14 protein-coding genes and 1 pseudogene are annotated in these 17998 nt (G+C 62.4%); 3 read left to right on the plus strand and 12 right to left on the minus strand.

Annotation, left to right across the window (positions count from 1 at the left end; all coding sequences use genetic code 11):
- Positions 1–67: 67 nt before the first annotated feature.
- The 6 genes from JOH52_RS17260 to JOH52_RS17285 all read right to left on the minus strand — a co-directional run bounded on the left by JOH52_RS17260 (position 68) and on the right by JOH52_RS17285 (position 8374).
- Positions 68–823, minus strand: coding sequence for a PopZ family protein (locus tag JOH52_RS17260; RefSeq protein WP_010969271.1), 756 nt, complete (start codon positions 821–823; stop codon positions 68–70).
- 224 nt (positions 824–1047) lie between these two features.
- Entirely contained in the window at positions 1048–2418 is a 1371-nt protein-coding gene (gene tolC, locus JOH52_RS17265; RefSeq protein WP_010969270.1) for an outer membrane channel protein TolC, read from the minus strand.
- A gap of 276 nt (positions 2419–2694) precedes the next feature.
- Positions 2695–3354: a protein-L-isoaspartate O-methyltransferase family protein gene (locus JOH52_RS17270; RefSeq protein WP_010969269.1), complete on the minus strand. Its 660-nt coding sequence runs from the start codon at positions 3352–3354 to the stop codon at positions 2695–2697.
- Between the two features lie 975 nt (positions 3355–4329).
- The gene (gene exbD, locus JOH52_RS17275; protein ID WP_010969268.1) at positions 4330–4755 is read right to left on the minus strand and encodes a TonB system transport protein ExbD; all 426 of its coding nucleotides are present in this window, start codon (positions 4753–4755) and stop codon (positions 4330–4332) included.
- 6 nt (positions 4756–4761) lie between these two features.
- On the minus strand, positions 4762–5748 hold the full coding sequence (gene exbB / locus JOH52_RS17280) for a tonB-system energizer ExbB (RefSeq protein ID WP_010969267.1): 987 nt from the start codon (positions 5746–5748) through the stop codon (positions 4762–4764).
- 220 nt (positions 5749–5968) lie between these two features.
- Positions 5969–8374, minus strand: coding sequence for a ComEC/Rec2 family competence protein (locus JOH52_RS17285; RefSeq protein WP_010969266.1), 2406 nt, complete (start codon positions 8372–8374; stop codon positions 5969–5971).
- A gap of 305 nt (positions 8375–8679) precedes the next feature.
- Here JOH52_RS17285 and gltA point away from each other — a divergent pair, with 305 nt between their 5' ends.
- The 3 genes and pseudogenes from gltA to JOH52_RS17295 all read left to right on the plus strand — a co-directional run bounded on the left by gltA (position 8680) and on the right by JOH52_RS17295 (position 10791).
- Entirely contained in the window at positions 8680–9969 is a 1290-nt protein-coding gene (gene gltA / locus JOH52_RS17290; protein ID WP_010969265.1) for a citrate synthase, read from the plus strand.
- A 237-nt stretch (positions 9970–10206) separates the two neighbouring features.
- A pseudogene (locus tag JOH52_RS36160) lies at positions 10207–10287 on the plus strand (GIY-YIG nuclease family protein); the annotation flags it as partial.
- A gap of 219 nt (positions 10288–10506) precedes the next feature.
- Positions 10507–10791, plus strand: a complete 285-nt coding sequence (locus JOH52_RS17295) for a GIY-YIG nuclease family protein (protein WP_010969264.1) — start codon at positions 10507–10509, stop codon at positions 10789–10791.
- A 199-nt stretch (positions 10792–10990) separates the two neighbouring features.
- On the opposite strand, the gene lpxB is transcribed toward JOH52_RS17295, so the two are convergent.
- From lpxB to bamA, 6 genes are read right to left on the minus strand one after another with little or no spacing between them, the layout of a single operon-like run.
- A complete protein-coding gene (gene lpxB / locus JOH52_RS17300) occupies positions 10991–12160 on the minus strand; it encodes a lipid-A-disaccharide synthase (RefSeq protein ID WP_010969263.1) in 1170 nt (389 codons plus the stop codon).
- Positions 12157–13044: an LpxI family protein gene (locus JOH52_RS17305; protein WP_010969262.1), complete on the minus strand. Its 888-nt coding sequence runs from the start codon at positions 13042–13044 to the stop codon at positions 12157–12159. Before JOH52_RS17305 ends, lpxB begins: the two co-directional genes overlap by 4 nt.
- Entirely contained in the window at positions 13044–13862 is an 819-nt protein-coding gene (gene lpxA, locus JOH52_RS17310; protein ID WP_164855816.1) for an acyl-ACP--UDP-N-acetylglucosamine O-acyltransferase, read from the minus strand. Before lpxA ends, JOH52_RS17305 begins: the two co-directional genes overlap by 1 nt.
- Complete coding sequence (fabZ, locus tag JOH52_RS17315; RefSeq protein ID WP_010969260.1) at positions 13859–14323, minus strand: 3-hydroxyacyl-ACP dehydratase FabZ; 465 nt, start codon at positions 14321–14323, stop codon at positions 13859–13861. The genes lpxA and fabZ overlap by 4 nt, the downstream gene beginning before the upstream one ends.
- Positions 14316–15380, minus strand: coding sequence for a UDP-3-O-(3-hydroxymyristoyl)glucosamine N-acyltransferase (lpxD, locus tag JOH52_RS17320; RefSeq protein WP_010969259.1), 1065 nt, complete (start codon positions 15378–15380; stop codon positions 14316–14318). The genes fabZ and lpxD overlap by 8 nt, the downstream gene beginning before the upstream one ends.
- A 44-nt stretch (positions 15381–15424) precedes the next feature.
- The gene (gene bamA, locus JOH52_RS17325; RefSeq protein ID WP_010969258.1) at positions 15425–17755 is read right to left on the minus strand and encodes an outer membrane protein assembly factor BamA; all 2331 of its coding nucleotides are present in this window, start codon (positions 17753–17755) and stop codon (positions 15425–15427) included.
- Between the last annotated feature and the right edge of the window lie 243 nt (positions 17756–17998).

Raw genomic sequence — 17998 nt, forward strand, 5'->3', positions numbered from 1 at the left:
AGTGCGCAGCGATTTTCCCGGGATTGCCACGACGGCAGAAGCAATTCCTGCCTGTCTGCCGTTTACGTCAGCGCCGGGGCCCGCGCGCAACGCGCTCGATCTCTTCGCGCACCAGTCTTTCGACCAATGTCGGCAAGTTGTCGTCCAGCCATTCCTGCAACATCGGACGCAGCATCGCCTCGGCGATCTCGTCGAACGAACGCCGGGGTCCGTTCTCGACGGCATGTGCCAACTCGTCGAAGGCGCGCGCGACCTGACGGCTGACAGCCGGGGAAACGATCGTTCCAGGCGTGCTTTCCGGCGCCGTCGCCTCGTCCGAGGCCGTCGCATGCGCGGCCGCCGGCACATCCCCGGCCACGGGAGCCGACTCGGCGTTCGCGGCCGCACTCGCCGGAATGGCCGACGAGGGGAAAGCAGCGATGCGGGACATCATCGCCGGGCTATCCGCTGGCGACCGCGCCTCCTCGGCTCCTGCTTGATCCCTCGGAACCGTATGCACCGCCTGCCGCTCCGAAGCTGCCCTCACCCTTGCCGCGACATCGGCAAGCGAAAGCGGCGCAGACGGCGGTACCGGCGCGTTGGTACGGGTGTCGACCGCGGATGGTGACGTCCGGACCGAGGAAAACTGGTCCTCGACGGATCCGAACGCATCCGCTTCGATCTCCGAATCTATCGACAGTTCGATATCGTCGCCGGCGTCGTCCTCGAAGGTCTGCCGCGCGGAGGTTCCGGCCGGACCAGGCTCGTTACTCTCTATGATCTTGCGAATGGATGCCAGAATCTCATCCATCGAAGGTTCACGTGCGACGTTGAGCTGCGCCATTTCAATCCCCGTTTGCTGCGGACGAACACGGAAAAAAGCCCTCCGTGTGCCGATTCGAACAAACCTTAAGTGAGTTCGCCGACGAAACAAACGCCGCGAATCAGCTCGGTAAATTCTTGCACAGATTTGTTTTTTTCGGCAGGGGCAATGCACTTGCGCTCTAACACAAAACGCCGCGGCCCTCAGGGCACGCGGCGTTTTGTGTCGAACTGGCTGAGGGCCGCTTAGCGCCCGTCGACGGTGCGCAGGCCGAACCACTTGTCCTTGACGGCCTCGTAATGTTCCTCGGCCCGGTATTCGGCCACCTGCAGGCCCTGGCTCCTGACTGTCAGGTGGCCCATTGCGGCGAGCAAGGCGTAGCTTGCAACCACGGCGTCGCGCTGCGCTCCGGCCAATGCCTCCTGCGCGTCGAGAACGTCCTGCTGCGAAATGAGAACGTCGAGAGTCGTGCGCTGGCCGACCTTGCGTTCTTCGACAACGCCTTCGAGCGCGAGATTGGCGGCGGCGATCTGCGACCGGCTGGCCCTGATTCTGGCGAGTGCGGACTCGAGCTGCGCATGGGCCGAAACCACGGTCTGCTGCACCGAGGCCCGCGCCGAGTCGACGAGGATTCGCTGCTGCCCCAGGATTTCCTTCGCCTGGCGAATCTGGCCGTATTCCGCACCGCCCTGATAGATCGGAACTTCGAGCCGAGCCGTGACGCTGGCCGTCGTGTCATCAAGCCCCTGACCGGCATTACCGGTGTTACGGCTCACGGCGCCCTGGAGAACGACGCCCGGCAGCATCGTGCCTTCCGCCGATTTCACCTGGTAACCGGCCGAATCGACGGCATATTGCGCCGCCAGGATCTGCGGGTTCTCCCGCAGCCCCGTCGCAACGGCCTGGTCGAGAGACCTTGGCATGGCCTTCGTGGCCGGTCCGGGCTGTCTGATGCCGGTCGGCGCTGCGCCGACGATCTGGACATAGACCGCTTCGCTCTGCTTCAGCTGCGCGATTGCAGCGACGAGCAGCGACTGTGCGTTGGCGAGTTCGGCTTCCGCCTGGCTCACATCCGTCCGCGTGCCTTCGCCCACTTCGAGGCGGGCCTGGGCGGCGCTCAACTGTTCCCGAAGGAAGGCCAGGTTCTGCCGGCGAATGGAAACGACCTGCTGATCGCGGGCTATGTTCGCATAGGACTGCGCGGCCGAAAGAAGGATCTGAATCTCATTGGCTTTCAGCGTCTCGCGGCTCGAAAACACGTCCGCTTGGGCCGCCCTGACATTGTTCAATGTCTGAAATCCATCGAAGATCGTCTGCGTGATGGAAATCCCGACCTGTCCGGAATGAAAGTCGCGGGTGCCGGTCCGTTCGGCGTCGACCCGTGAGAGCGTCCCCGTGGCGGACGCGGAAATCTGCGGCCGGTAGCCGGCCTTCGCAATCGGCACCCCTTCGTCGGTCGCGCGCAGGCCGGCGCGAGCGGCGTTGAGATCCGGGTTGTTCGCATAGGCCTTGGCCATTGCCCCGAAAATCGTCTCCGCGAGAACGGCGTGGGGCGCGAGCAGCACACTGGTCGAGACAGCCGCCCACAAGGCTGCTTTGCGGACAATCGACACCATCTTCCCTCCGATCAATCGGGGCAGCGTCGCCACCCCGCATTTTTCAGCAGACCGTTTGGCGGCCTGCACAAACACTGCAGTGAAGCCCAGCGCCACCCATGGCGGGCAAATCACCGCTTCCAGGCTCTTTTGAACTCCGGATTCGGTTCTACGACAACTGCGCACCGACCCTCTACACGGCCATTTCAAAAAGAAACAAATAATACGTTGCCGATTGGCAACATTGCAGTTTTAGCTTCAGCACTCATATGTTGAGCTACCTCAATAAGAGGCACATCAAAAAACAAAAGAACGGTCGCGGCGGAAGCCGGGAAGCGGCTTCACGGCGGTGTTGAAGTCAGCTCGCTCGGACGTCATGCCCGATTCGCGCACGTAAAGTTTCGCACGAGATGCGTTACCAAAACCTTCCACGGCCACGAGCCGGCCGCCGTCGCGAAGCTGCTCGAACAGCTCGGCAGGGAGCATCTCGACGGCACCGTCGATGAAGATGACGTCGTAGGGCGCTTCCGCCGCATATCCCTTGGTCAGATCGCCGCTCACCACGGCGACGTTGTCGTAACCGAGGCGTGTCAGCGTTGCCGTGGCCGTGGCGGCCAGGGCTTCGTCGCTCTCCAGCGCCACGACGGAACCGGCGAGAAGCGAAAGCAGGGCCGAGGCGTAACCTGTCCCGCAGCCGATCTCGAGGACCAGATCCGATTTGGAGATCTCCGCGAGCTGGAGGAGCTTTGCCAACGGCGACGGCTCCATCAGGTAACGCGGCTGGGAACCGCCGACGAGCTCGATATCGGTGTCGATATAGGCCAGCTCCCGCATCTTGGCAGGCACGAACTCCTCACGCGGGACCGACAGGAAAGCAGACAGGACTGAATGGGAGGTCACATCCGTGGTCCGGATCTGATTGTCCACCATCTTGATGCGGGCTGCTTCGAAGTTCATGATATTGCCTCGTGTCGGAATGGGCGCGGCGCCGGAAAGACCGTGCGATCTTGCGTCCGGCGGCGGCCAGCCTGTTGCCTGAAGCGCAACGCACCGATCGTATGCATGCGACGCGCCCTAGGTTGTTGTCTCTGTGCATGTCGTTGGCCCAAAACCGCTCCGCGCTTTCGGACGCATGCATAAAGCTCATAGATCGCCGCACGGCCGGTTTCAAGCGACTGCGCATCTGTGCACGCAAAAAGGCACCGCCAGCCCACATCGGGACTGACGGTCGGGACATGAGGAACCTGACGAGACGCGGGATGCGGTGGGGGGAACCGCACACACTTTTCCTCATCCCGCTCTAAGGCCTGTTGAGATTCATAGGCGAAGGTCAAGCCACTTGTCGTCTCCCCGCATGCGGGCTACGGCATACACATATCTCTTGCGCGCCGGTGCGGCGGATACTGCTCATGAAAGGGATCCCTCGGGAACCCAACCGCCTCAACGCCGCTCGGTCGGGATTGCCCCTCAACCGGCTGCCGCCACCTTCTCCCCGCAGGCGGGGAGAAGGGATATGTCGCGCCCGCTCGCTCCCTAGGGCGGACAGTGAATGCGGGGTTCAGTCGGCGCCGCTTGTCCCTTCTCCCCGCCTGCGGGGAGAAGGTGCCGGCAGGCGGATGAGGGGCGGGTGACCGCTAATGCCAATGTTAGCGCATACGGGTTTGATCCCGAGGACCCATCCGCAAGCCTCGCCACTGACGGAAATACAGATGCCGCCGCTCCGGAGTAAATCCGCGAAGGGCTGGACAACAAGAGATATGTGCATGCCGTAGCCCTTGTAGGGGAGAATATTTGGGGCGGGCTCTCGCCTCCACCTCTTCGTTCTGCCGTGGCATCGTTTTGGACATGCGAAGGTCTAGCCGTTTATCGTGCTCGTCCCAGGGATGAGGAGAGCAAACAAGCCGCTGCGGTTTGCCCGAATCTTAACAGGCCTTAGCGGGCAGGCGCGGCCTCCAGGCCGACGAGTGCGATCTTGCCGTAGCCGGCATTCTGAATGAGGTTCATGACCGTCATCAGTTCGCCGTAGTCGACCAGGCGATCCGCGCGCAGGAGCACGCGCGTTTCCGTGTTGCCGCCGGTTATCCGGTTGAGTTCGGCAACGAAAGCTTCGCGAGGCGCCTCTTCATTGCCGATGGCAAGCGTGAGGTCGGCCTTCAACGTCACGAAGACCGGCTTGTCGTCGCGCGGCGTCGGCTTTGCCACGGATTGCGGCAGATCGACCTTCATGTCGACCGTCGCGAGCGGCGCAGCCACCATGAAGATGATGAGCAGCACGAGCATGACGTCGATGAAGGGGGTGACGTTGATCTCGCTGTTCTCGTCGAGATCGCCGCTGCTCTCGGAAATTCTTCCAGCCATTTTCGCTTATCCGATTCTGGCGATCGAGTCGGGGGCGTGGGCGAAGCCGTCCTGGCGGCGCGGCGGCGCTCTGCGGGCGTGGCGATGATCGAGATCGCGGCTTACCAGTCTCTCGACGGCTGCAGCCGCATCTGCCAGGATGAGCTTGTAGCCCCCGACGGACCGGGCAAAATAGTTATAGATCACCACCGCCGGTATTGCCGCGACGAGGCCGATCGCAGTTGCCAGCAGCGCCTCGGCGATGCCCGGCGCGACGATGGCGAGGTTGGTCGTCTGCGCCTTGCTGATGCCGATGAAGGAATTCATGATTCCCCAGACGGTGCCGAAGAGGCCGACGAATGGACCGACGGACCCGATCGACGCCAGGATTCCCGTACCGGCGCTCATCCTCTTGCCGGCGCGAACCTCGATACGCGTGAGCAGAGAAGAGACGCGTTCCTTGACACCCACTGCCGGCGCAAGGTCCAGAACGGCTTCCGAGCGTGTCATTTCGTCGATCGCTGCGGCGACCATCTCCCCAGCCACGCCGGCGCGGCGCTCGAGCTTTGACTGCACCTCGGCGAGACCATTCGCGGAAACGAGCGCAGCCACGGCGCGCTTAAGGCGCGACTTGGCATAAATGAGTTCCAGCGTCTTCACGAGGAAGATCGCCCAGGTGGCGACGGAGGCGAGCGCCAGAGCGACCATCACCGCCTTTACGACGATATCGGCAGCGAGGAACATGCCGACCGGCGAAAGATCATGCGGAAGCACGGGGTTGACTTCCGTCGCGTCGCCCGCCGTTGCGTCGCCCGCTGCTGCCTCGAGCGGCGCCGGTTGCGCGCCCGGGTCATCGGCGCCGGGAACATCTGTCGCCGGCGGCTGCGCATCGACCGAAACGGACGACGGCTGTTGTACGGTCTGCGCGAGGCCGTTCGCGACCGGACCGGCAAGGAAAACAGCCAGCGTTGCCGCCAGCAACACGTTCAATTTCGGCCGGATCCGATCAGACATCTCGTTCCTCTTTTCCCGCATTCGCCCGAGCGTCACGGGCCTGCAATCGTTTTCAACCAACAGGTGGGCGCGGGATGCAAACCGCAGCCGCTTGCGCCTCCCTTGTCGGTGAAGCGCCTTCGCAACGCTCTTTACGACAAACAATGGCGGGATGACAAGATTGTGGAGTACAATAATCAAGAATATGCGGCAGATGGGGCGATGAGGAATGCGCGGGCCGTCAGGGGGGTGAACCTTGCGGCATAAAACTGCCCGTCCGCCAGTCGTAGCGGCGATGACGCTGCCAGGGGCGCTCAGTGGAGGAGAACGACGAGACGACGCGCATGCGAGGCGGCGCGCCCGGTTGTTCCTGCTCGGCATGGATCTCGACCGCCCCCGTCCGGCGCAGCGTCTCGGTGCTTATGACCAGCGATCCGCCGGGCGGGCAGCCTGCAGACGGGCGGCGGCTGGCGACGACGACCAGATCGACGCGACCGCACAGGAAGGAGAGCGATTCGGCCTTTTCGATAACAGCCACTGTCCATCCCTCTCGGCTGCGCCCGGCACACCCTGTTCCCTTTCTGCAGGCGAAGACGCCGGCTCGAGCCGAGGTCAGGAAAGCTGCTGTCCCGGCGGCGGTGTCCGGTTCCGCTGCAAGGTCGACCGGTGCCTTATGTGCGGCGATCGCAAGCGCGCGCTGCCATTGCGAGAAGATGAACTCCGGCGGACGGCTCCGATTGGTCGCGATTGCATCCGCGGTGATCAGGCCGACCAGTTGAGCATCCTCCGATATGGCGATCGATGGGCGCTCCTTCTGCGGCTCAAGCGCGATCGCGCATACACCGAGAGCGATCAGCCCCGCGCCGACGAGCGCCAGCCGCGTTCTCAGCACGCAGAGCAGGATGCCGCCGAAGGCAATAAGGAAGAACTGCACGTCGCCCATGCGACCGGTCGTCCACTCGCCGTCGAGGGATGCGACATATCTCGCGACGGTCAGCATCCAGTCCAGCCCCTGCCCCATGACCACGAGGGGGTAATATTCGAGCCCGAAGGGCATAAGCAGCATCGCGAACAGCGCGAACGGCATGATGAGCACGCTGATCAGAGGCGTCGTAAGAACGTTTGCGGCCAGTCCGTAACCGGGGAGCCGGTTGAAATGGGCAGCCGCGTAAACCGCCGTCGCCAACCCGCCGATGACGGAGGTGGCGACAGTACCGATGGCGAGGCCGGACACGACCCCCGCGCCCCCCCGGTTCCTCGGGGTTTCGCGATCCTTTCTCCTGTGGTCGCGCCAGCGGGAATAGCCCGCAACGAGGGCCAGCGTCGCCGCAAAGGACATTTGGAACCCTGGTCCGGCTGCCGCCGATGGCGTCCAGGCGAGGATGACGAGTGCGGCAAGCGCCACGTTGCGCAGGCTGATCGAAACGCGGTCGAAGAACAATGCGACGAGCATGATCGAGATCATGATCCAGGATCTGAGCGCCGAGACCGCGCCGCCGGAAATCAGGATATAGAAGAAGACCATGAGAAGAGCGCCGACGGCGGCGATCTTCTTGACGGAATATCTTTCGGCCAAGCCGGGAACGAAGCTCAGCAGGGTCCGGGCGCCGATGAGAAACGTGCCCGCCGCCAGCACCATGTTGAGGCCCGAGATCGCCAGGACGTGCGACAGGCCGGCGGCGCGCAGCATCTCGACGGCCTCGCGGCTGATCGCGCGCTCCTCGCCGGTCACCAGCGCCGCAGCGATTGCACCGGTATCGCCGCCGATCGCTGTCCGGATACGGTTGCCGATCGCCTCGCGGACCAGTGCCAGATATGCGGCCGCCTTCGCCGGCAGCGAGGCCTGGGACCGATCCGTGACAGCGCCGGCATCCACCGGCGCTCGCGGCGCGCCATAGAAATACCCGACCGCGCCTACGCCTTTGAAGTAGGCGCCGAACGCGAAGTCATTGAGACCCGGCAGAGCCGGCCCGGAGGGCGGCGACAAACGCGCCTTGCCTTCGATCGTCGCCCCGACCGGAAACGCCTCGTGACGGCTCCGCGCCAGGAGCGTCGCCCTTTCCGGAGCCCTGCGAAGACGCGGGCCGGAGGTTTCCTGGATGCGAACGAGATAGCGCCAGCGCCCCCTGTCGTCCGGATCCCGCGACAGCACGGTTCCGCGAACGGTCGTCGTAACGGGAGTATCGAGAATGACCGTGTCGCGCCTTGCTGTTTCGGCCGCGGCGAGCAGCATGCCGGCCGTAAAGAGAGCAGGCGCGATCAACAGCGGCCGCCAGTTTCGCAGGTCTCCCCGGCAAAGCACCGCAGATATGCCGAAAACGCAAAGCAGCGCTGCAAGTTTGGCAGTTCCGACGGTTTCGGGCAGCGCGAGCCATGCAAGCGAGCCGAGCGCAAGCACGACCGGGATCAGGACGAAGCCGTGGCCGTATTCCTGCTCTTCTGCAACTGCAGCGCCTATCCGGAGGGAAACCGCCGTGGCCGCCGAGCGTATCCGATGGCGAATGTGTGTCGCATGCCGGCCGGCAGGCGCCCGGCGGCCGGAGCCGATGACGGGCAAATCGCCAGTGAGAACCTGCGTCGCCTCGCTCTCGGGCCACGCGCTGCGTTCCCCATCGCGCACGACCGCTTGTGCCCCGCTCTCCCCCATTCCGCTCCGCCCGCGCCTGTTTTCGCGATCCTGCAGCCAACCATGCAATCTTGCAACTCGAAGGCTGATGCTCAAAAAAGAGGCAGACTAGATAGAATGGTACCGCATTATCAGCTTAGCGATCATTGATCTCTTCGAACGAATTGCCGTAACATGCGTTTGTTGCGTTGCCATATGCGTTTTCGCATCGCACAAGTTTGCCTTTGGTACTGCTTGGCAGTCGAAAATAAATCATATAGCAAATTCGCAACGCTCAAATTCGCGGCACAGAGCTATGCCACGATGTCACAAAAACGGAGGGTCCCATGTCAGAGAAAAGCGCGACAGTAACATTCGGCGGAAAATCCGCGGACCTGCCGGTGCGATCGGGATCAATCGGTCCGGACGTCGTGGACATCGGCTCGCTCTACAAGCAGACGACGATGTTCACCTACGATCCGGGCTTTACCTCCACGGCATCGTGTGAATCGAAGATCACCTATATCGATGGCGACGAGGGCGTCCTGCTTCACCGCGGATTTCCGATCGAGCAGCTTGCTGAGCACGGCGATTTTCTCGAAGTCTGCTACCTGCTTCTCTACGGCGAACTGCCGACAAAGGCTCAGAAGGCCGATTTCGATTATCGCGTCACGCATCACACCATGGTCCACGAGCAGATGTCGCGGTTTTTCACCGGCTTCCGCCGCGATGCCCATCCGATGGCCGTCATGTGCGGCTGCGTCGGTGCCCTTTCCGCCTTCTACCACGACTCGACCGACATCACCGATCCGCATCAGCGGATGGTCGCATCGTTGCGCATGATCGCCAAGATGCCGACGATCGCCGCGATGGCCTACAAGTACCATATCGGCCAGCCCTTCGTTTACCCGAAGAACGATCTCGACTACGCCTCGAACTTCCTGCGCATGTGTTTCGCCGTGCCTTGCGAGGAATATGTCGTCAATCCGGTCCTGGCGCGCGCCATGGACCGGATCTTCATCCTCCACGCCGACCATGAGCAGAACGCATCGACCTCGACCGTTCGCCTCGCCGGCTCGTCGGGTGCCAATCCCTTCGCCTGTATCGCTGCCGGTATCGCCTGCCTTTGGGGGCCCGCCCATGGCGGCGCCAACGAGGCGGCGCTCAACATGCTCGCCGAAATCGGCACGGTCGACCGCATTCCGGAATATATCACCAAGGCCAAAGACAAGAACGATCCGTTCCGTCTGATGGGCTTCGGCCACCGGGTCTACAAGAACTACGATCCGCGCGCGAAGATCATGCAGAAGACCACGCATGAGGTTCTCGCCGAACTCGGCCACAAGGACGACCCGCTCCTGGAAGTCGCGATGGAGCTCGAACGCATCGCCCTGACGGACGAGTACTTCATCGAGAAGAAGCTCTACCCGAACATCGACTTCTACTCCGGCATCACCCTGAAGGCCCTGGGCTTCCCCACCACGATGTTCACGGTGCTCTTCGCCCTTGCCCGCACCGTCGGCTGGATCGCCCAGTGGAACGAGATGATCGAAGATCCGGAACAGCGCATCGGCCGTCCGCGCCAGCTCTATGTCGGCGCACCGCTGCGCGACTATGTGCCAATCTCAAAGCGCTGAGCGGCGGACGAACTCGACAAGAAGCCCACCCCACCAACCGTCATCCTCGGGTCAAGCCCGAGGATGACATGTGGTGGGTTTGCGCGTAATGACTGCGGCGAGGTTCTTGCACGAACCGCAGATCGGCCTTGCGAAGGCTGAGGCCGTCTTTGAGGGGCATAGTAACGTCCCTCCCCAGTGTCACCCTCGACTCCTCCGCCGTCATCCTCGGGCTCGCCCCGAGGATCCAATCACGAGCGTCGTTGGTATCGGGAATGGAAGATCGAGCTCATCGAGAAGATGAACCCCGATTGGCGCGACCTGTATTTCCAGCTTTGATGAGCTCGCACATGGATCCTCGGGTCAAGCCCGAGGATGACATGTGGTAGGGGTTGCGCATAATGACTGCGGCGAGGGCTCTTGCACGAACCGCAGATCGGCCTTGCGAAGGCTGAGGCCGTCTTTAAGGATCATAGTAACGTCCCATCCCATCACTCTCGACTCCCCCCGTCATCCTCGGGCTTGACCCGAGGATCCAATCACGAGCATCGTCCGCATATGGCGGGCTATGTCTATATCGTCACGAACCACAAGCGCGGAACGCTCTATATCGGCGTTACGTCCGATCTCGAGCGCCGCATCTTCGAACACCGAGAAGGCTCGACGCCGGGCTTTGCGTCGAAATACGGGTGCAATCGACTGGTGTGGTATGAGGAGCACCTGCAGATCGGTACGGCCATTCAGCGCGAGAAATCGCTGAAGCGCTGGTATCGCGAATGGAAGATCGAGCTCATCGAGAAAATGAACCCCGACTGGCGCGACTTGTATTTCCAGCTTTGGTGAGCTCGCATATGGATCCTCGGGTCAAGCCCGAGGATGACATGCGGTAGGGTTCGTAAAAACTAGGGCGAGGTTCTTGCACGAACCGGCTGATCGGCTTTGCGAAGGCTGAGGTTAAGGGTCACAGCAACGTCCCTTCCCAGTCCCCTCGACTCCTCCCCGGTCATCCTCGGGCTTGACCCGAGGAAGCACTCGCCTCTCCTCATCCGGCCCGAAGGCAAGCGAGGACGATATCCGCCGCCTTTTCGCCGGGCGGCCGATCCGTTTCCATTCGCTGTTGAACGAGGGCGAAGCCGTCGAGCATCGCACGACGTTGCGCCGTATCGCTCGAAAGCCGTTCGAACCAGCGCGTCAGAACGGCCGGCCGGATCGACTTGTTGAAATATTCGGGCACGACCGGAAAATCCGCGATGAGGTTCGGAAGCGCCGCGGTCCATATCCGAATGCGGGAATGCAGGAGGCTGACGATCCAGTCGGCAGAGTAGGTGGACACGACCGGAACTCCGGCGAGCGCCAGTTCGAGGATCACCGTACCCGAGGCGGCAATGGCCGCGTCGGCTTGGGCAAAAGCCTCCCATTTCCTGTCCGCCGTTACGGTTATCTCGGGCTGGATCCTCCAGGATGCCGTCAACGCCCTCACACGCTCTTCCTGGCGCGGCACGGTCGGCAACAGGAAACGAATGCCTTCGTGCCGCTCCGCGAGTTCTTCGGCTGCTTCGCGGAAGATCGGAAGCAGGCGGCTGACCTCGCTCCCGCGCGATCCGGGCAGCAGGAGACAAGCCTTCGGCTCGCGCCGATCCTGCATCTGCTGTCTAAGCCGCTGCCGCTCCCGGACAGCGAGGACATTGCCGTCCGATGCGAGCCGGTGCCCGACATACGTCGTCGGCGGACCGCCGAGCTTCGCCATCGCTTCCGGCTCGAAGGGCAGAACCGCGAGCACGTGATCCACATATGCCCGCATGCGCGGCGCCCGCTCCGGCTTCCACGCCCAGACGCTCGGGCAGACGTAGTCGATCACGGGCAAGTCCGGCAATGCGGCGCGGACGCGTTGCGCCACGCGGTGGGTGAAGTCCGGGCTGTCGATGATCAACAAAGCATCCGGACGCGCAGCGGCGATCGCGCGGGCGGTCTGCCCAATCCGCAACAGAAGCTTCGGCAGGTTCGCCAGAACCTGCGAGAAACCCATGATCGACAGTTCGGAATAGTCGAAAAGCGACCGGAGCCCTTCGGCTTCCAGCCCCTCGCCACCAACGCCCACGAGTTCGAGCGGACCGCCCAGACGGTCACGCAGCGCCCGTACCAGGTCGGCGCCGAGCAGGTCTCCGGAAACTTCTCCGGCGATAACCGCCAGCCTGTAGGCCCTGCCCGTCATCTCCGGTCCCTGCGGCCGTCGCGCTCGATACCGAGAATGAACAGCCCGCTCCTGTCGGCCTCCTCCACGAGACGCGCGCGCTCGAGAACCAGCGCGCGTCCCGCCTCGACGGCGATGCCCGCGAGGCCGGCTGCATGCGCTCCTGCGACCGTCGACGGACCGATCGAGGGCAGGTCCGCCCGCTCGTCCTGTTGCGGCTTGCAGAGCTTGACGAGAACGCCGCGACGACGGATTGAAATCCGCCCGTCTTTCCTGAGGTCGGCCACTCTCGCCAACATGGCGTCCGTCCCTTCCGCCCCCTCCAGCGCCACCACCCTGCCGCCGACTGCAACGGCGCCCTGGCCCACATCCAGCGCCCCCAGCGCGTTGGCTGCGGCGATGCCGGCTTCGATGTCACGCCGGTCTTCGTCCGTCGGGGCATGGGCGCCGAGCCGACCGGTATCGGCAAGAAGCCCCGGAACGACCTCGTGCGCGCCGATCACATGGGCGCCACTTGCCTCGATCAATTCGATCACCATGCGCAGCACGGCGTCGTCCCCGCCGGATATCAAGGTGCGGAAAACCCGCGGCACCTTGGCCAGCGTCTTCAGCGTAGGACGGATATCGCGCCACTCCGGCCGTCGCCGCACCGCACCGGAAAGGACGACCCGGTCGATTCCCTCGGTCTCGAAAGTGCGGCTGATCGCGGCAAAGTCTCCGATTGCACAAACGGCATGGTCGAAGCCGGTCCAATCCGTATCGGCCTCACGCGAAAGCGCAATGATGAACGGGTCTTCACCCTGAAGGCGTGCGGCCTCGGCCACGTGATGGGGAAGCGTTCCGGCGCCGGCGATGATGGCGAGCCTGCCTTTTGACTGCGGCAGGCGATGAATCGCCACCGCCATCAGCCCTTGGCGCCGCGATTCGGCGACGACAGCGCGCGGTCGCTCTCCGCGGCGATGAAATCCAGGATCTCGATTGCCGGTGCGCAATCGAGATATTCGTTGCGGATAGCGGCTGCGTTCGCGCGGATCGAGCCGTCTCCTTCGAATATCTGCTTATAGCACCGCCGAACGCGATGAATCGCGGGACGATCGATCCCCGCACGGGTCATCCCGACCACGTTGAGTCCGCTCAAAACGCCGGGGTTGCCGTTGAGCATTCCATAGGGAATGACGTCATAGCTCACCGCCGACAGGCCCCCGATGAAGGCCTGACGCCCGATGCGGGTAAACTGGTGAACCGCGGAGCCGCCCCCGAGTATGGCTCGATCCTCGACGGTCACGTGCCCCGCAAGCATGACATTGTTGGAAAGGATGATGTTGTTGCCGAGGCGGCAGTCATGCGCCACGTGCGAATAGGCCAGGAACAGGTTGTTGTTGCCGACAATGGTTGCGCCGCCATGCTCCACCGTACCCGTATTCATGGTCACGCCTTCGCGGATGGTACAGTTTTCGCCAATCACCAGTTTCGTATTCAAGGCGCTGTGGTGCACACTCTGCGAATCGCCGCCGATGACGGCACCCGGAAAGAACTTCGTGCCCTTGCCGACGCTCGTATGGCCGATGACCGCGACGTGACTCAGAATTTCGACGTCATCCGCAAGAACGACATTCGGCCCGATGTGGCAGAACGGGCCGATCTTCACGTTTTCGCCGATTACCGCACCGTTCTCGATGGCCGAGGACGGGTGGATCTTCGCACTTGATGCTATCATTCTCAGGCGTCTTCCTTGCTGACAATCATCGCGCCGATATCAGCTTCCGCGACGAGTTGCCCGTCAACTTTTGCATCGCAGTGAAATTTCCAGATATTGCCGCGCTGCTTCTGCTTCACGACATGGAACTCCACCCGGTCGCCCGGCACGACGGGTTTGCGGAACCGTGCATTGTCGATCGTCATGAAATAGACGAGATTGCTTCCGATTCCCGTCTTGCGCGCACAGATCGCGCCGGCCGTCTGCGCCATGCCTTCGATCAGAAGAACGCCCGGCATGATCGGCTTCTCGGGAAAGTGCCCGGTGAAATGCGGCTCGTTGGCCGTCACGTTCTTGATCCCGATGGCCGAATTGTCGTCATCGATCTCGATGATGCGGTCCACCAGCAGGAAGGGGTAACGATGGGGAAGAAGCCTCAGGATTTCCTGTATGTCCGCCGTGCCGAGGACCGTTGCAGCCTCATTCATCCTTGCCACCCTTCTTCTTCTGCCTCTCGCTCGACCGCAGGGCCATTTCGGCGACATCGCGCAGGAAATCCCGCATCGGTCGCGCCGGAATCCCGCCATAGCGCTCGCCGGCCGGCACATCGCTCGCCACGCCGCTCATCGCGGCGATCTGCGCTCCGTCTCCAATGGTGATATGCCCGTTGACCCCGACGCCTCCGCCGATCATGACGCCGTCGCCGATCTGCGTGCTGCCGGCGATACCGACCTGGCTGACGATGCCGCAGTAGCGGCCGATGCGGACGTTATGGCCGATCTGCACGAGATTGTCGATTTTCGTCCCCTCGCCGATCACGGTGTCATCCATTGTGCCGCGGTCGATCGTCGTGTTCGCACCGATCTCGACGTGATCCTGGATGATCACCCGCCCGACCTGGACGATCTTGATCATTCCGCCCTTCGGGCCCGGTGCGTAGCCGAATCCGTCCTGGCCGATGCGTGCGCCCGGATGAATGATGACGTTGTTGCCGATCAACGCACAAAGGATGCTTGCACCGGCGGAAATGGTGCAATCCCGCCCGATCCGCACGCCCTGTCCGATCATTGCTCCCGCTGCGATGCGCGTTCCGCTTCCAATCTCGGCGCCGGCTCCGATCACAGCCATCGGCTCGACCTCGACGCCCGCCTCCAGGCGCGCCGTCGGATCGACGAAGGCTTCCGGCGCTACGCCCCTCTCGCTCGTATTATACGAGGGCCGCATGGCCCTTTCGTGAAGCAGGGTGCCGGCAAGCGCGAAGGCCGTGTGCGGCTTCGATGTCAGCAGCACGGGAATAGTGTCGGGGACGAGCGACGAAATTGCTTTGTCGCAGATGATCGCGGCGGCGCGACAGGTCTGCAACTCTTCGCGATTCTTGCGCGACAGCATATAACAGATGTCGCCCGGCTTGGCGCGATAAACAGGCGCGACCGCACGCACGGTGCGGTCGGCGGCGCTTATATCCAGCAACTCCGCCCCAATCTGATTCGCGAGGTCGCCCAGACGAATCCCCTGATGGGGCGGAAAAAACCAATTCTGTTCCATGGACACTCCAGAACGATTCTCTGGCAGTTCTGGACTGCTCTTTATCAGAACGACGAGTTGATACCGAACTTGAAGTTCTGGACCTCGTCGAAGTCTTCCTTCGCAACCGGCACGGCGTAGTCCACACGCAGCGGACCGAAGGGCGAAGCCCAGATCAAGCTGACGCCGACCGAGGCGCGCAGCGAGGCATTGTCCCCGCGTACCGATTCACCAGGACCGATCTCGACGTCGTTGCCATAGAGCGTGCCCGCATCGACGAAGAGCGCGCCGCGGAAACCGCTGTCACGCGGAAGACCCGGCAGCGGGAACGTCGCTTCCGCAGACGCCGTGAAATAGGTCGTACCGCCCAGTGCGTCGCCGTTGTTCATGCGCGGGCCGAGACCGTTGCGCTCGAAGCCGCGGATATCGTTGCTGTTCAGCTGGAACTGGTCGAAGACTTCCAGCGAACCGGACGTCTCGAACAGATGACCGGCGCTACCGGAAAGCGAACCGATGATGTCGGCCTCGTCATGCAGCGTGTAGTACCACTTGGCTTTACCCGTCAGCTTGTAGAAGTCCGACGTGCCGCCAAGGCCGGCAAACTCCTGCGTCACCGAAGCGAGGATGCCCTCGTGCGGCAGTTGAGCATCATCCAGCGTGTTGTAGGTGATGGACTGCGAGATGGACGAGCGCGTCCAGGGGCTGCCGTCGATTACACGGTCGTAGGGAGACGAGAGTTCGTCCCGGTCGCCGAAATATTCGAGCTCCGTGTAGTTATAGCGCAGCGTGGTCGACAGGTTCTCGGTGATCGGCGCGGTCACGCGCAGGCTGAAGCCCTGATCGTTGTAGCTGTAGTTGTCGTCGTCGAAGTCGTTTTCGTTCTTGAAGAGGTCGAAGCCTGCAGCGAGACGATAGCCGAGGAAATAGGGCTCGGTGAACGAAACATTGTAGGTCTGGCTGTCCTCGCCCTTGCCGGCGGCAAGACGAATATACTGGCCGCGGCCCAGGAAGTTCTTTTCCTCGATCGAAGCTTCGACGAGGAAGCCGCCGCCGTCGCCGGCGGAATAGCCGGCGCCGATGCCGAACGAACCGGTCGACTGATCCTGTACGTCGACGACGATGACTACACGGTCAGCCGCGCTGCCCGGCTGCGTCGAGATGTTGACCGAGGAGAAATAGCCGAGCGCCTCCAGGCGGCGCTTGGCGCGAGCAACCATTTCCTGGTTGAAGGCATCGCCTTCGCCGACATCGAACTCGCGACGGATAACGTAGTCACGCGTCCGGGTGTTGCCGCGAATCTCGATGCGCTCGACATAGGCGCGCTCGCCCTGGTCCACGAGATAGTCGACGGCGATCGTGTGGTTGGCGAGATCGCGGTTGCCGCGCGGCGTGACGCGCGCAAAGGGATAACCCTCCGACGCGACGCGCTTCGAAATCTCGCTCATCGTGCTCTGAATGTCCTTGGCCTTGTACACCGTGCCTTCGCGGCTCTGAACGAGACCCCTCAGTTCCTCGGCGTCGATGCCTTCGACCGTCGACTCGATATTGACCGGACCGAAGTCGTATCGAGGACCTTCCTCGATGGTGATCGTCACCGTGTATTCGTTGGTCGCCTCATTGAGCGCCGCTTCGGACGAGACCACCTGAAAATCGGCGTAGCCGCGGTTGTAATAAAACTGCCGCAGCAATTCCTCGTCGGCCCGCAACTTATCCGGATTGTAGACGTCCTTGCGCGTGAGGAACGAGAAGATGCCCGATTCCTTGGTCGCAATCACCGACTGCAGGCGGCCGTCGCTATAGACCTCGTTGCCTACGAAGTTGATCTGCGTGATCTTCGTGCGTTCGCCTTCATTGATGACGAAGGCCAGGTTGACACGGCCTTCGGCAATCGGAACGACCTGGGTCGTCACGGTCACGTCGCTCCGGCCGATGGCGGCATAGGCGTCCCTGATGGCCTGGATGTCGGTTTCGACGGTCGCCTCGCTATAGGGACCGAGCGGCTGGGTGCGAACGACACCCTGGAGCTTGTCATCCTTGATCTTGCGGTTGCCGTTGAAGACCACCTGGTTGACGAGCTGATTCTCGCTGACGGAAACGACAAGCGATCCGCCGGAAACCGTGATGCTGACATCGGAGAAATAGCCGGTGGCATAGAGCCGCTTCACGGATGCGTCGATATCGGCATTGCTGAAGCTCTTGCCGGGAACGATCGTGATATTGGCGCGAACGGTTTCCGCGCTGACGCGCGTTGCCCCACGCACTTCAACCCGATTGATGACCGCGGCTTGCGCGACTGAGGTACCAGCAACAAGTCCTACCCCGGTACCCGTGGCGACCATGCTTGCTGACAGAGCAAACGCCGACACCGCGTTCAAAAACCTTGAACCAGCTTTCATGTCAAAATCTTACCTTTTCCCAACGTCCCGCGGCAGTTTCGTGCCGACTCCGGTCACGGTTGCCGTTTTAACCGCTTTTCCCATACAAGCAAGTCAGCTCGTTAATTTCTGTTTACTTCAATTCCAACCGTGGCTTAACAGCCACTACGGCCTCTTATTATCGTAAACAAACCGTTATCGAGCAGCCGGCGAAACTCACTCGCTCCCCGAATCCTTAACGATGTCCGCTCCCGCCCAAGACTC

Source organism: Sinorhizobium meliloti (assembly GCF_017876815.1).
In the GTDB taxonomy this organism is placed as follows: domain Bacteria; phylum Pseudomonadota; class Alphaproteobacteria; order Rhizobiales; family Rhizobiaceae; genus Sinorhizobium; species Sinorhizobium meliloti.